Origin of the sequence: Nocardioides albertanoniae (genome assembly GCF_006716315.1) — a bacterium.
Taxonomy (GTDB): domain Bacteria; phylum Actinomycetota; class Actinomycetes; order Propionibacteriales; family Nocardioidaceae; genus Nocardioides; species Nocardioides albertanoniae.
This window is the reverse complement of the sequence record NZ_VFOV01000001.1, coordinates 1,509,810-1,523,460: the sequence shown is the minus strand read 5'-3', so window position 1 is coordinate 1,523,460 and position 13,651 is coordinate 1,509,810. Positions and strand designations below refer to the sequence as shown.

The following is a 13,651-nucleotide window of genomic DNA, read 5'->3' as shown; positions in this document are numbered from 1 at the left end:
GATCGCGAAAGCAGGGGTCGGCGTCGGTCAAGGATGGAGACGCCTGCGGGTGCTGCCGAGATGGACGCGCATCGCCGCCCGCGCGGTCTCCGAGTCGCCGGCCAGCACGGCCGCGGCGATGTTGTCGTGCTCGCGCTGCACCCGATCGATGTGCAGGGCGTCGCTGTGGGAGTGGGCACCACCCAACCGGGTGCGCGGCATCATGATCATCATCGGACCCAGCGAGTCCATCAGGTCGAGATAGAAACGGTTTCGGGTCGCGGCGGCGATGGCGCGGTGGAACGCGAAGTCGGCTTCGACCGCGGCGTCCGGGTGCGCGGTCGCCAGGGCGCGGCGAGCCTCCTCGATCGAGCGCGACATGTCCTCGTCGATGTGAGCCGCAGCCAGCGCTGCCGCCTCCGTCTCGACGCCGAGCCGGAAGTCGACCATGTCGAGCACGTCGCGCTGCGTACGGATCGCCGAGGACTCCAGCGCGAACGGCGACGGGGCCGGCACCGCGAGCACGAACGAGCCGCGCCCCTGGAACGTCTCGACCAGTCCCTCGGCGCGCAGGCGTGTGACTGCCTCCCGCGCGACCGTCCGCGAGACCGCGTAGGCCTCGACCAGGTCGGACTCCGAGGGCAGCTTCGCCCCGGGCGCGAGGTCTCCGGCGAGGATCTGGTCCTTGATCCCGGAGACGACGCGGTCGGCGAGCCCGGCACTGATCGTCATGCTGTGAACTTAGCCGTCTCCACGGTGTGCTTGCGCATCTGGTCGCTGAGGGTGAAGCCGAGACCGGGACGGTCGGGCACCCACATCCGACCGTCGTGGATGTCGATGCGCTCCTCGAAGAGCGGGTTGAGCCACTCGAAGTGCTCGACCCACGGCTCGGTCGGGTAGGTCGCGGCGAGGTGCAGGTGGATCTCCATCGCGTAGTGCGGCGCGAGCGCGAGACCGGCGTGGGTGGCGAGGGTGGCGAACTTCAGGAACGGGGTGATGCCGCCGATGCGCGGAGCGTCGGGCTGCACGATGCCGCGGTAGCCGGCGTCGATCAGCGCCATGTGCTCCGGCACCGAGGTCAACATCTCGCCGGTGGCGATCGGGGTGTCGAAGGTGCGCGACAGATCCGCGTGACCGACCGCGTCCCAGGCGTCGAGCGGCTCCTCGATCCAGATCAGGTCGAACTGCTCGAGCTCGCGGCACATCCGGCGGGCGCGGGCCCGGTCCCACTGCTGGTTGGCGTCGACCATGAGCGGCACCTCGCCGAGATGCTCACGGATCGCGGCGACCCGGCGCAGATCTTCGGCCCAGTCGGGCTGGCCCACCTTGATCTTGATGCCGCCGATGCCGGACTCCAGCGACGCAGTCGCCTTCTCCTTGATCTCCTCGACGCTCGCCTGGAGGAAGCCGCCGGAGGTGTTGTAGACGCGGCAGGAGTCGCGGTGAGCGCCGAGCAGCTTGGCCAGCGGCAGGCCGGCGCGGCGAGCCTTGAGGTCGTAGAGCGCCACGTCGAGAGCGGCCACCGCCTGAGTCGCCACACCGCTGCGGCCGACGGAGGCGCCGGCCCACATCAACGACTCGTAGATCCTCGCGATGTCGGAAGGGTCCTGGCCGATGGCGACCTGGGCGATCTCCTTGAGATGCGCATACTGCGCCGGGCCACCGGCGCGCTTGGAGTAGCTGAAGCCCATCCCCTCGAAGCCCTGCTCGGTGGTCACCTCGACGAAGAGCAGCACGGTCTCGGTGAGCGGCTTCTGCCGACCGGTGAGCACCTTGGCGTCACTGACCGGGTTCTCGAGCGGGAGGACGACGTGGGAGAGGGTCAGCGAGGTGATGCGGTCGGCCATGGCGGGGTGCTCCTCGGTGGGAAGAAGTGGCAATCGGCTCAGTTGTATGATGAGTTGAGAACCTATCCGACGAGTATCGAGGAGTCCAGAGCGTGACCAGTGATCTGCTCTCAGAGCTGCGCGCCGCGATCGGCGAGGGCGCCGTGCTGACCGATCCGACCGACATGGCGGCGTACGTCACCGACTGGACCGGCAGCTTCACCGGCAGCGCCCTCGCGGTGGTGCGCCCGGCGTCGACCGCCGAGGTGGCCGCGGCCGTCCGGCTCTGCGCGGAGGCAGGCGTGGGCGTCGTCCCGCAGGGCGGCAACACCGGCCTCGTCGGCGGCGGGGTGCCCGACCCCGACGGCAGCCAGGTCGTGCTCTCGCTGGGCCGGATGCGGCGCGTGCGGGAGGTCGACCCGGTCGCCGACACCCTTGTCGTCGAGGCCGGCACCCCGCTGGCCACCGTGCAAGAGGCCGCCGCGGCCGCCGGGCGGCTCTTCCCGCTCTCGCTCGGCTCGGAGGGCTCGTGCACCATCGGCGGCACGATCGCGACCAACGCCGGCGGCACCGCGGTGCTGCGCTACGGGATGATGCGCGAGCTCGTGCTCGGACTCAAGGTGGTGCTCCCCGACGGCCGCGTCTGGGACGGGCTGCGGCCGCTGCGCAAGGACAACACCGGCTACGACCTCAAGCAGCTCTTCATCGGGTCCGAGGGCACCCTCGGGGTGGTCACGGCAGCCGTGCTCCGACTGCTGCCCGCGACCCCGCGACGCGCGACGGCCCTCGTCGCTCTCGATTCGGTCGAGGCGGCGACCACGCTCCTGCCCCTCCTGCGCAAGCACGGCGGCGGCCAGCTGACCACCTGGGAGCTGCTCGGCCGCCAAGCCGTCGACCTCGTCCTCACCCACCTGCCCGCCCTGCGTGACCCGTTCTCGCAGCGGCACGAGTGGTACGGGCTCGTCGAGCTCGCCGGCACCTCCACCGATGTCGACGAGCGGCTCGAGACGGCCCTCGAGGCCGCCGCTTCGCAGGGGCTTCTGCTCGATGCCGTGGTCGCCGGCAGCCCCGCCCAGCGCGAGTCGCTGTGCGCGCTGCGCGAAGGGGTCTCGGAGGCCCAGAAGAGCGAGGGCGCGACCCTCAAGCACGACATCACCGTGCCGATCAGGGCTCTGCCCCGGTTCGTCGCCGAGGTCGGCCCGACACTGCTCGCCGCGCTGCCGGGGCTGAGGCTGGTGACGTACGGGCACGTCGGGGACGGCAACCTGCACTACAACCTCTCCGCCCCGGTCGGTGACGACGCGGCGCTGAGGCGGGCGGCTCCCACGCTGACCCGGATGATCTACGAGGCCGTCACCGTGCTCGGCGGCAGCATCTCCGCCGAGCACGGGATCGGTGCGCTCAAGCGGGATGCTGCTGCGGCGTACAAGACGGGGGTCGAGATCGACCTCCTGCGGGCCGTCAAGCAGGCGATCGATCCCGACGGGGTGATGAATCCTCGCAAGCTCTTCCCCGTTCGGGAAGCCAGCCGTTCATGAGGCCGGCCGTCGAGGAGCTCAGCGGGCGCCGGCCAGGTTCCGCTCGAGGAGTGGAAGCAGGCGGTCCCAGTGGTGCTGCAGTCCCACAGGGTCGAAGGCGTCGGTATCCGACATGGTGAAGCCGTGGACGGTGCCGGGATAGATCTCGGAGGTGTGGTCGACCTTCGCGGCGGCCAGCCCCTGGTTGAGCTCGCCGAGCTCATCGTTGCTCAGGTCGCTCGCGGCGTGCCCGAAAAGCACCTGTGCGGTGATCTCGGCGAAGGCGTCCGGCCCGGCCGCACCGACGGGAGCGTGGAACGCGGCGAGCGCGGCCACCCGGCCGGGGTGGGCCGCGGCGGTGCGCGTCGCCAGGAGCCCGCCGATGCAGTAGCCGGTCACGGCGACGGGTCCGTCGCCGACCTCTGGCTGGGCAGTGAGGAACTCGAGATAGGCGTCGGCGTCGCTCAGCACACGTTCGACGGTGTGCGCCTCGATCAAGGGCATCAGCTGGGCGATGAGCCCGGGCCGCACCTCTTCTCCGATGTGCTCGGGCAGCTCGACCACCGGCACCGGGCCATGCCGGTAGAAGAAGTGGGGAACGAGCACGTAGTAGCCGTGGCCGGCCAGCTCTCGGGCCATCTCGCGCAGCGCGGGCCGGATGCCGAAGGCGTCGGCATACATCAGCACCCCTGGGTGCTGTTCGCCGTCGTCGGGGTAGGCGGCCAGGGCGGCAGCCTCGCCGTCGGGGGTGGGGATCTGCAACATCGTGGTGGGCATGGGTTCTCCTGTCGTGGTTGATGTCTCGAGCATGCGATCAACACGACGGAGGCGGACCACGCCCGGCAGCGTACGGCCCTGTCTGGAACGGCGGGCCGGATGCGGCCCGCACGCCGCTCAGAGGAGGACGGGGTAACCCATCCGTGCGTGGCGCAGGGCCGTCCCGGTGTTCATGACCGTGAGCCTAGCCCTCGGGCGGAAGCGGCTGCTACAGACCCTGGGCGACCCGGTAGAACACCTGGTTCCAGCGCACCTGGTCGGCGAACCCACGCCGGGTCGTGGACTCGTCGATGACCAGCAGCTCGGTGCGGGCGATGTCTGCGAAGACCTCGAAGGCCTCGATCCCGGCGGCGGTTGACATCACCGTGTGGTGGGCGCCGCCGGCGGTCAGCCAGGCCTCGGCCGACGTGGTGAAGTCCGGACGCGGGGCCCAGACGGCGCGTGCGACCGGGAGGTTGGGCAGCGCCTGGGTCGGACGTACGACGTCGACGACGTTGGCGGTCAGCCGGAACCGGTCACGCATGTCGGCCAGGGAGACGACGACGGCGCCCTCGGTGGCGTCGGCGTCGAAGACCATCCGCACCGGGTCCTCGCGGTCGCCGATCCCGAGCGGGTGGATCTCCACCTTCGGACGAGAGGTGGTCAGCGACGGGCAGATCTCGAGCATGTGCGCGCCGAGGATCACCTCGGCGCCGGGGGTGAGGTCGTAGGTGTAGTCCTCCATCAGGGAGGCGCCGCCGGGCAGGCCCTCCCCCATCACCTTGGCGGCACGTACGAGGACGGCGGTCTTCCAGTCGCCCTCGGCGCCGAAGCCGTAGCCCTTGCCCATCAGCCGCTGCACGGCGATGCCGGGCAGCTGGCGCAGGCCGCCGAGATCCTCGAAGTTGGTGGTGAACGCCTTGGCGTCGCGCTCCACCAGGAACGCCTCCATGGCGATCTCCTGGCGGGCGGCATAGCGCAGCGAGTCGTGACGCTCGCCGCCCCGGCGGAGCTCGGGGACGACGTCGTAGAGGTCCTCGTACTCGGCGACGAGCGCGTCCACGGCTGCCTCGTCGACAGCCTCGACGGCGGAGACCAGGTCGTTGACGCCCCAGGTGTTGACCGAGACGCCGAAGCGCAGCTCGGCCTCGGTCTTGTCGCCCTCGGTGACCGCGACGTTGCGCATGTTGTCGCCGAAGCGCACCAAGTTGAGCCCGTGGGTGGCGGCCCAGCCGGCGGCGCCCCGGACCCAGGTGCCGACGCGGCGGGTGACGGCCGGGTTGGAGACGTGGCCGACGACGGTCGTGCGGGCGACGCCGAGGCGGGTGGCGATGTAGGCGTACTCACGGTCACCGTGGGCGGCCTGGTTGAGGTTCATGAAGTCCATGTCGATCTCCGACCAGGGGAGCTCGACGTCGGCCTGGGTGTGCAGGTGCAGCAGCGGCTTCCTCAGCGTGTCCAGGCCGGCGATCCACATCTTGGCCGGGCTGAAGGTGTGCATCCAGGTGATGACACCGAGGACGTTGTCGTCGGCGTTGGCCTCCAGCATCGCCCGGCGGATGGACGCTGCGTCCTTCAGGACGGGCTTCCACACGACGTTCGCGGGGACGTCACCCGATGCGCCGAGCGCCCGGGCCACCTCCTGGGACTGGTCGGCAACCTGGCGCAGGGTCTCCTCGCCGTAGAGGTCCTGGCTGCCGGTGAAGAACCAGACCTCGCGGTCGCCATAGGGTTTCGGTGCTGTGGGCATGCTCATGTGGGGGTTCCCTCTCGGTGCGGACAGGTCGGTGCAGACAGCTCAGTGCTGGCCGTAGACGAATCGATAGCGGTCGTGGAGCGAGTCGACGGCGCTCTGCTCGATCGGCAGCGGCTGCCCGAGCTGGCGGGCGATGTGCACGGTGCGAGCCACCTCCTCGCACATCACTGCGGCCTTGACGGCCGCTCGACCGTCCTGGCCGATCGTGAACGGACCATGGTTCTGCATCAGCACCGCCGGGCTCCGCGACCCCCGCAGCGTCTCGACGATGCCGCGTCCGATCGAGTCGTCGCCGATGATCGCGAACGGGCCTACCGGGATCGGGCCGCCGAACTCGTCGGCCATCATCGTGAGCACGCAGGGGATCTCCTCCCCGCGGGCGGCCCAGGCGGTGGCGTAGGTGGAGTGGGTGTGGACCACTCCCCCGACCTCGGGCATCTGGGCATAGACGTACGCATGGGCGGCCGTGTCCGATGAAGGCGACCGCTCACCTTCGACGAGGTTGCCGGCCAGGTCGCACACGACCATCGCCTCGGCGGTGATGTCGTCGTAGGCGACCCCGGAGGGCTTGATGACCAGCAGGTCGTCACCGTCGGGGTTGGGCACCCGCTCGGAGACGTTGCCCGCGGTCCACACGACCAGCTCCCAGCGCGGCAGCTCGGCGTGGAGCGACGCGACGCGCTCCTTGGTGGCCTCGACGGCGGCGCGAAGCGCGACGGGTAAGCCGCTCATCACCGGCCTCCTCGGGTGCTGGGTTCTGTGCTGGTTTCGGGGCAACGCGCGAGCGAGGCCACCGCGGCACGTTCGATGTCCAGCCCGGTCTCGTAGCGCTCGAGGTAGGTCCCGAACCCCGCGACGTCTGCCTCATCCGGCTCGACGACCTCGAGGTCGACGTCACCGAAGACGCGCTCGGCGAGATAGGCGCTCAGGGTCAGGTCGCCCTCGACCGCGACCGCCCGGGCGTACGCAGCCAGGACCGCGATCCCCCACGCGCCGCCCTCGCCGGCGGTGCGGCCGACCGCCACCGGGGCGCCGATGGCGGCGGCCAGCAGACGTTGAGCGACACCCGCGGTGCGGAACAGGCCGCCGTGGGCGAACATCGCGTCGATCTCGACGCCCTGCTCGGCGAGCACCCGCATGCCGAGGGCGAGGGTGCCGAAGACGCCGTAGACCTGGGCGCGGGCGAACTCGGCGAGGTCGAGCCGGCTGTCGGGGGTGCGTACGAACAGCGGCCTGCCCTCATCGGGGCCGGTGATCGGCTCGCCCGCCAGATAGTTGTAGGCCAGCAGCCCGCCACCGTCGGGGGATCCCTTCAGGGCCGCGGTGAGCAGGGCCTCGAAGACGGCGTCCGGGTCGCTCGGGTGACCGAGCGCGGCGGCGAACTCGCCGAACACCCCGGCCCAGGCGTTCAGCTCGCTGGCGCCGTTGTTGCAGTGCACCATCGCGACCGGGTCGCCGGCGGGCGTGGTGACGACGTCGATCGCATGGTGGGAGGTGACCAGCGGCTCCTCGAGCACGACCATCGCGAAGATCGAGGTGCCGGCGCTGACATTTCCGGTGCGGCGCGCCACCGAGTCGGTGGCGACCATCCCGGTGCCGGCGTCGCCCTCGGGCGGGCACAGCGCGATGCCCGGGCGCAGCGTGCCGGACGGATCGAGCAGGGCGGCGCCCGCTTCGCTCAGCCGGCCGGCGTCGGCACCTGCGAGCAGCACCTCGGGCAGCAGGTGCTCGACCTCGAAGCCCGGACGGCGGGCGGCGACCACGTCACGGAGCGAGCCCAGCATCCGCGCGTCATAGGTGCCCGTGACCGGATCGATCGGGAAGACGCCGGACGCATCGCCGACCCCCAGCACGTGGCGCCCGGTGAGTGCGCGGTGGACGTAGCCGGCCAGGGTGGTCAGCGAGGCGATCCGCGGCAGGTGTGGCTCGTCGTCGAGGATCGCCTGGTAGAGGTGGGCGACCGACCAGCGCAGCGGGATGTTGGCGCCGAAGGTCTGCGACAGCTCCGCGGCAGCGGCGGCCGTGTTGGTGTTGCGCCAGGTGCGGAACGGCACCAGCAGCTCGCCGGCGGCGTCGAAGGCGAGATAGCCGTGCATCATCGCCGAGACCCCGATCGACCCGAAGGTCGTCGGCCGCGTGCCGTAGCGACGCTCGACCTCCTCACCGAGCGCGGCGACCGCACCCTGCACACCGGCCCAGACCGCCTCGAGCGAGTAGGTCCACAGGCCGTCGACGAGCTCGTTCTCCCACAGGTGGGAGCCGGTGGCGATCGGCGCGTTGTCGGGTCCGATCAGGCATGCCTTGATGTTGGTGGACCCGAGCTCGATGCCGAGCGCGGTCTCCGTGAGGTCGGGCGGGCTGTCTGCTCGCTGCGTCATCGCGGCTCCGTTCTCTGATCCGGGACTCGAAGTGGGGGCGAAGCGATGTGAACGCTAACATATGACGCAGGTCACCCACACGCCCCGGCAGGGCGGTCGATATCCGAGCCGCTATCGGGCCGCTATCGGGGCTGGTGAGGAGCCGCCGAGGAGCGCACGACCAGCTCGGGGGCGATCAGCGTGGGCACCTCGACCGTGCCCTGGGCGATCGCCGTCGTGGCGACGTCGACGGCGAGCGCACCGAGCGCCTCGAAGTCCTGGCGTACGGTCGTCAGCGGCGGCCAGAGATAGGCGGCGTCGGGCACGTCGTCGAAGCCGACGACGCTCACGTCCTGCGGCACCCGGCGCCCGGCCTCGTGCAGCGCCCGGATCACCCCCAGCGCCATCGAGTCGTTGGCCGCGAACACCGCGGTGACCGAGTCGTCGCCGGCGATCCGGGCGCCGGCCTCGTAGCCGCTCCTGCTCGACCAGTCGCCGGTGATCTCGAGACCTGGGCCCACACCGTTGTCCTTGAGCGCCGTCAGCCATCCTTCGCGGCGCTGCTTGGCGTCGATCCAGCCGATCGGGCCGCCGACATGGGCGATGTTGCGGTGACCGAGATCGAGCAGATACTGCGTGGCCAGCACCGCTCCGGCGTGCTGATCGATCCCGACCGAGCGCACGCCCTCGCGCGGGTCGCTGTGGATCATCACCACCTGCACCTTGGAGGAGAGCTGGACGACCAGCTCCTCGAACGATTGGTGCGCGACCCCGAGCAGGACCGCCTCGACCGCGTCGTCGAGCAGCGCCTCGATCGCGCGTTCCGCCGAGGTGGCCTCCAGGTGGGGCACCGGGCTCAGGATGATGTCGTAGCCCGCCTGCTGACCCGCCTGATGGATCGAGGCGGCGAGAGTGCTGGGACCGTAGAGATGCGGTTGCGTGTAGAGCACCCCGAGGCGTCCGGACCGTCGCGTCACCAGCGCCCGCGCCGACTTGTTGGGCCGGTAGCCGAGGTCGTCGATCGCCGCCTGCACCCGGTCACGGGTCTCGCCGCGCACGGCATCGGAGCCGTTGACCACCCGCGACACGGTCTGATGGGAGACCCCGGCCCGGGCCGCGACATCAGCCATGCTCGGCGCGTTCTTCGACTCAGGCGGGACCATGGGGTGATCCTAAGAGGGTTCTTCCCTCACGTCCCGTAGCGGCATGCACCTGCGACGGAGCTTCCGGCCGCAGAGCCGCTCGTCGCCCGAGTCCGGACCCGATGCGGTCACGTGCCTGGCGCTTCCCGGCCTCACCGCCCGAGCACGTGGCGCAGGGCCGCCTCCAGCCCCTGGTGGCGGAACGCGTGGTGGCTCCCGAGAGCCGCCGGCTCGACGCGCTGGCTCGCCAGGGCGACCTCCTGCGCGCCCTCCGCGCCGAGGAGGAGGCGAGGACCGAGGGCCGGGGTCGGCAGCAGGGCCGGGCGGTGCAGTGTGCGGGCGAGGGTCTGCGCGTAGACCCGGCCGGTGACCGGTTCGGGTGCGACCGCGTTGACCGGCCCGACGAGCGTGTCGTCGAAGATCGCCCGGTGGTAGATGTCGACGAGGTCGTCGATGGCGATCCAGCTCAGCCACTGGTCGCCGCCGCCGATCGGGCCACCCAGGCCGGCGGCGAAGAGCGGACGCTGGAGCCGCAGCGCTCCCGCCGCCGGAGTCTGCACGATGCCGGTGCGCACGTTGACCACCCGCGGCCCCTCCACGCGGCTCGCGGCCTCCCAGTCGGCGACCACGTCGGCGAGGAAGCCGGAGCCCCTCGACGACGCCTCGGTGAGCACCTCGTCGCCCCGGTCGGCACCGTAGATCCCGATCGCGGAGGCGCAGACGAAGGTCGGTACGCCGCTGCGTGCCGCGGCCTCCGCAAGCAGCCGCGTGGGCTCGATCCGGGAGTCGCGCACCGCCGCCTTGTGCGCCTCGGTGAAGCGACCGGCGATGGAGGCACCGGCCAGGTGGACGACCGCGTCGACACCGTCGAGGAGACCCGGGTCGGGCGCGGAGGGGTCCCAGCGGCGCTCGTCGGCCCCGGTCGGGGTGCCTCTGACCAGCCGGACCACCCGATGCCCGCCCGTGGTCAGCAGCGGCACCAGAGCTCGCCCGACGGTGCCGCTCGACCCGGTGACCGCGATCGTGAGGGCCTTGCCCGCTGCGTACGCCCTGCGGTGGGTCCGCAGGTCAGCCGCCAGCTGCTCGTGGCGGTAGGCGAGCATCCGGTCCACCGTCCCGCCGGGGGCGCTCGTCTCGATCCTGTCGGTGACCAGCGTCTCCTCGCCGTCGGCGGCGAACTCGTGCCGATGAGTCCATGACAGCGGCCGCAGCGAGGCGAGCCGGTCGGTGAAGAGGTGGGGAGGGTCGTAGGCCTCGGGGTCGTGCCGCGCCACCCAGTCGACGCCGGGGGCGAGCGAGAGCACCGCCGTGCCGTCGGCCAGGTCGCTCGCCTCCGCGCGCACGCTGCCCGGCATCCATGGCGGCATCAGCCGGTGGATCGCACCCGGCCGCCCGTGCCAGGCGAACACATCCTCGAGCGGCGCCTCGACTCGCGTGGTCAGCGTGTGGGACCGAACCAGTGGAGACGTCATAGGTCACAGCGTCGCTCGGATCGGGCCGACGTACAACCACTCCCCCGGCACCGGCGATGTCACACGATCACGGCCTGCCCCGTCTCAAGGGCAACAGATCAATCTTCCACCACAGGAGAACCATGAACATCGCACTCTGGATCGTCGCGATCGTCCTCGGCCTCGCCTACACCGTCGGCGGCATCGTGAAGCTGACCTGGCCCCACGAACGCTATGCGGCGAAGCAGCCCTGGGCGCACGACTTCAGCGCCCGGCAGGTCAACGGCATCGGCGTCACGGAGACGCTCGGTGGCCTCGGCCTCCTCCTGCCGGGGCTGCTCGACATCGCCCCGGTGCTCGTGCCGATCGCCGCCTCCGCGATGGCGCTCTACATGGCCGGCGCCGCCACCGAGCGCGTACGCCGCAACGAGCCCAAGGAGTTCCTCGGCGACCTGGTCTTCCTCGCTGCTCTCCTCTTCGTCGCCTGGGGCAGGTTCGGGCTGGTGCCGTGGGTGTGAGCGGGTCGTGAGTCGGCCGTGAGTCAGATCAGTCGGTGGTGCTGAACGCCGCGTCGAAGGCCGCCTCGGGCGCATCGAAGGCGTGCGCACGCACGAACTCGAGGGCTTCGGGGGCGCCGCGCAGACGGTCCATCCCGGCGTCCTCCCACTCCACCGAGATCGGGCCGGCGTAGTCGATCGCGTTGAGCATCCGGAAGCACTGCTCCCAGGGCACGTCCCCGTGACCGGTGGAGACGAAGTCCCAGCCGCGGCGCGGGTCGGCCCACGGCAGGTGCGAGGACAGCCGGGCGTTGCGGCCGTTGCCGGTCTGCATCTTCGTGTCCTTGCAGTCGACGTGGTAGATCCGGTCGCGGAAGTCCCACAGGAACGCGACCGGGTCGACCTGCTGCCAGACCATGTGGGACGGGTCCCAGTTGAGCCCGAAGGTCTCGCGGTGACCGATCGCCTCGAGCGTCGCGACCGTCGACCAGTAGTCGTAGGCGATCTCGGAGGGGTGCACCTCGTGGGCGAACCGCACCCCGCACTCGTCGAAGACGTCGAGGATCGGGTTCCAGCGGTCGGCGAAGTCTCGGTAGCCCGCGGCGACCATCTCCTCGGTCACCGGCGGGAACATCGCGACGTACTTCCAGATCGAGGAGCCGGTGAACCCGACGACGGTCTTGACGCCGAGCCGCTGCGCCGAGCGGGCGGTCATCTCCATCTCCTCGGCCGCCCGGCGGCGTACGCCCTCGGGCTCGCCGTCGCCCCAGATGCGGTCGGGCAGGATCGCGCGGTGGCGCTCGTCGATCGGGTCGTCGCAGACCGCCTGACCCTTGAGGTGGTTGGAGATCGCGTAGACGCTCAGCCCGTGCTGCTCGAGCAGGTCGAGCTTGGCCTGGACATAGGAGTCGTCTTCCGCGGCCCGCCACACGTCGAGATGGTCGCCCCAGCAGGCGATCTCGAGCCCGTCGTATCCCCAGCCGGAGGCGAGCTCGCACACCTTCTCGAAGGGCAGGTCGGCCCACTGTCCGGTGAAGAGGGTGATCGGTCGAGTCATGCTGTTCCTTCCCTGAAAGATCTCGTACGCCGCCCGCCCCTGATCGGGGCGACCGGCTCAGCCGGTGATGGTCTGCCAGGCCCGCGTCTCGGAGCTGGTCTCCACCGCGGCGAGCACCCGCTGCACCTGGAGCCCGTCGGCGAAGGTCGGACTCGGGTCGGTGTCGGCGGCGATCGCCCGCATGAGGTCGACGACCTGATGGGTGAAGCCGTGCTCGTAGCCGAGGCCGTGCCCCGGCGGCCACCACGCCCCGACGTAGGGGTGACCGGGCTCGGTGACGACGATGCGGCGGAAGCCGCCCTCCTCGTCGTCGATCGTGGCGTCGTGGAAGTGCAGGACGTTCATGTCCTCGAAGTCGAAGGCGAGGCTGCCCAGCGAGCCGTTGATCTCGATGCGGATCGCGTTCTTGCGTCCGGTGGCGAACCGGGTCGCCTCGTAGACGCCGAGCGCGCCGCCGGTGAAGCGGGCGATGAAGACCGCCGCGTCGTCGACGGTGACCGGGCCGCGCTCGGTGCCGGCGGTCGCGGAGAGCCCGGCCGAGTCCGTCGCGACCGGCCGCTCCTTCACGAACGTCTCGAGCTGGCCGCTCACCTCACCGATGGTGTCGCCGAGGATGTGCTGGGTCAGGTCGATGACGTGCGCGCCGATGTCGCCGAGCGCCCCCGAGCCGGCCTTGGTCTTGTCGAGCCGCCACGACAGCGGAGAGCTGGGGTCGGCGAGCCAGTCCTGGAGATACTGCGCCCGCACGTGCCGCACCTCGCCGAGCCGGCCGTCGCCGACGAGCTTGCGGGCCAGCGCGATCGCCGGGACACGACGATAGGTGAACCCGACCATCGCCCGCACCCCGCGGGTGGCCGCCTCGGCAGCCGCTTCGGCCATCCGCTCGGCCTCCTCGACGGAGTTGGCCAGCGGCTTCTCGCACAGCACGTGCTTGCCGGCCGCGAGCGCGGCGATAGCCATCTCGGCGTGGGTGTCGCCGGGGGTGCAGATGTCGACCAGGTCGACGTCGTCACGCTCGATCATCCGGCGCCAGTCGGTCTCGCTCTCCTGCCAGCCCATCGTGGCCGCCGCCTGCTCGACCTTGGCGGCGTCGCGCCCGCAGACCACGCTCATCCGTGGCTGCAGCGGCAGGTCGAAGAAGCGGTGGGCGCTGCGCCAGGCATGGGAGTGCACCGCGCCCATGAAGGCGTAGCCGATCATGCCCACCGACAGCTGACGCTGCCCGCCGGTCGTCGGGCCGGTCGTCGTCGTGGTCGTCGTGGCCTCGGTCATGTGACCTCGTCCCTTCGTCTCAGGTGGTGTCCCCGCGCCCG

At 71.0% G+C, this 13,651-nt stretch carries 12 protein-coding genes; 2 read left to right on the top strand and 10 right to left on the bottom strand.

Translation table 11 applies throughout. The features are described from left to right. Positions 1-27 precede the first annotated feature (27 nt). Both FB381_RS07275 and FB381_RS07270 read right to left on the bottom strand, forming a co-directional pair. The gene (locus FB381_RS07275; RefSeq protein ID WP_211352349.1) at positions 28-711 is read right to left on the bottom strand and encodes a FadR/GntR family transcriptional regulator; all 684 of its coding nucleotides are present in this window, start codon (positions 709-711) and stop codon (positions 28-30) included. After that, positions 708-1,826: an L-talarate/galactarate dehydratase gene (locus tag FB381_RS07270; protein WP_141779675.1), complete on the bottom strand. Its 1,119-nt coding sequence runs from the start codon at positions 1,824-1,826 to the stop codon at positions 708-710. Before FB381_RS07270 ends, FB381_RS07275 begins: the two co-directional genes overlap by 4 nt. A gap of 92 nt (positions 1,827-1,918) precedes the next feature. Between FB381_RS07270 and FB381_RS07265 the strand changes: the two genes are divergently transcribed. After that, positions 1,919-3,343: an FAD-binding oxidoreductase gene (locus FB381_RS07265; RefSeq protein WP_141779674.1), complete on the top strand. Its 1,425-nt coding sequence runs from the start codon at positions 1,919-1,921 to the stop codon at positions 3,341-3,343. An 18-nt stretch (positions 3,344-3,361) separates the two neighbouring features. On the opposite strand, the gene FB381_RS07260 is transcribed toward FB381_RS07265, so the two are convergent. The 6 genes from FB381_RS07260 to FB381_RS07235 all read right to left on the bottom strand — a co-directional run bounded on the left by FB381_RS07260 (position 3,362) and on the right by FB381_RS07235 (position 10,805). Next, on the bottom strand, positions 3,362-4,099 hold the full coding sequence (locus FB381_RS07260; RefSeq protein ID WP_141779673.1) for a dienelactone hydrolase family protein: 738 nt from the start codon (positions 4,097-4,099) through the stop codon (positions 3,362-3,364). Positions 4,100-4,307: 208 nt separating this feature from the next. Next, positions 4,308-5,834 carry an L-arabinose isomerase gene (gene araA, locus FB381_RS07255; RefSeq protein ID WP_211352348.1) on the bottom strand — a complete coding sequence of 509 codons (1,527 nt, stop codon included), beginning with the start codon at positions 5,832-5,834 and terminating at the stop codon, positions 4,308-4,310. A 42-nt stretch (positions 5,835-5,876) separates the two neighbouring features. Then, on the bottom strand, positions 5,877-6,566 hold the full coding sequence (locus tag FB381_RS07250; RefSeq protein WP_141779672.1) for an L-ribulose-5-phosphate 4-epimerase: 690 nt from the start codon (positions 6,564-6,566) through the stop codon (positions 5,877-5,879). After that, entirely contained in the window at positions 6,566-8,212 is a 1,647-nt protein-coding gene (locus FB381_RS07245) for a xylulokinase (protein WP_141779671.1), read from the bottom strand. The genes FB381_RS07250 and FB381_RS07245 overlap by 1 nt, the downstream gene beginning before the upstream one ends. A 122-nt stretch (positions 8,213-8,334) precedes the next feature. Continuing rightward, positions 8,335-9,354, bottom strand: coding sequence for a LacI family DNA-binding transcriptional regulator (locus tag FB381_RS07240; RefSeq protein WP_141779670.1), 1,020 nt, complete (start codon positions 9,352-9,354; stop codon positions 8,335-8,337). A gap of 131 nt (positions 9,355-9,485) precedes the next feature. Beyond that, positions 9,486-10,805, bottom strand: a complete 1,320-nt coding sequence (locus FB381_RS07235; protein WP_141779669.1) for a TIGR01777 family oxidoreductase — start codon at positions 10,803-10,805, stop codon at positions 9,486-9,488. A gap of 122 nt (positions 10,806-10,927) precedes the next feature. On the opposite strand from FB381_RS07235, the gene FB381_RS07230 reads away from it, so the two are divergent. Further along, positions 10,928-11,302 (top strand): DoxX family protein, encoded by a 375-nt coding sequence (locus FB381_RS07230; protein ID WP_141779668.1) that lies wholly within the window; start codon positions 10,928-10,930, stop codon positions 11,300-11,302. 28 nt (positions 11,303-11,330) lie between these two features. Here FB381_RS07230 and FB381_RS07225 read toward each other — a convergent pair whose 3' ends face one another. Together FB381_RS07225 and FB381_RS07220 are read right to left on the bottom strand one after the other, a co-directional pair. Further along, positions 11,331-12,338 carry a sugar phosphate isomerase/epimerase family protein gene (locus FB381_RS07225; protein ID WP_141779667.1) on the bottom strand — a complete coding sequence of 336 codons (1,008 nt, stop codon included), beginning with the start codon at positions 12,336-12,338 and terminating at the stop codon, positions 11,331-11,333. 57 nt (positions 12,339-12,395) lie between these two features. Continuing rightward, positions 12,396-13,610: a Gfo/Idh/MocA family protein gene (locus FB381_RS07220; RefSeq protein WP_141779666.1), complete on the bottom strand. Its 1,215-nt coding sequence runs from the start codon at positions 13,608-13,610 to the stop codon at positions 12,396-12,398. Positions 13,611-13,651 lie beyond the last annotated feature (41 nt).

Coding starts and splice junctions, on each gene's coding strand:
- FB381_RS07275 (WP_211352349.1), bottom strand. CDS start 711: ATGACGATCAGTGCCGGGCTCGCCGACCGCGTCGTCTCCGGGATCAAG.
- FB381_RS07270 (WP_141779675.1), bottom strand. CDS start 1,826: ATGGCCGACCGCATCACCTCGCTGACCCTCTCCCACGTCGTCCTCCCG.
- FB381_RS07260 (WP_141779673.1), bottom strand. CDS start 4,099: ATGCCCACCACGATGTTGCAGATCCCCACCCCCGACGGCGAGGCTGCC.
- araA (WP_211352348.1), bottom strand. CDS start 5,834: ATGAGCATGCCCACAGCACCGAAACCCTATGGCGACCGCGAGGTCTGG.
- FB381_RS07250 (WP_141779672.1), bottom strand. CDS start 6,566: ATGAGCGGCTTACCCGTCGCGCTTCGCGCCGCCGTCGAGGCCACCAAG.
- FB381_RS07245 (WP_141779671.1), bottom strand. CDS start 8,212: ATGACGCAGCGAGCAGACAGCCCGCCCGACCTCACGGAGACCGCGCTC.
- FB381_RS07240 (WP_141779670.1), bottom strand. CDS start 9,354: ATGGTCCCGCCTGAGTCGAAGAACGCGCCGAGCATGGCTGATGTCGCG.
- FB381_RS07235 (WP_141779669.1), bottom strand. CDS start 10,805: ATGACGTCTCCACTGGTTCGGTCCCACACGCTGACCACGCGAGTCGAG.
- FB381_RS07230 (WP_141779668.1), top strand. CDS start 10,928: ATGAACATCGCACTCTGGATCGTCGCGATCGTCCTCGGCCTCGCCTAC.
- FB381_RS07225 (WP_141779667.1), bottom strand. CDS start 12,338: ATGACTCGACCGATCACCCTCTTCACCGGACAGTGGGCCGACCTGCCC.
- FB381_RS07220 (WP_141779666.1), bottom strand. CDS start 13,610: ATGACCGAGGCCACGACGACCACGACGACGACCGGCCCGACGACCGGC.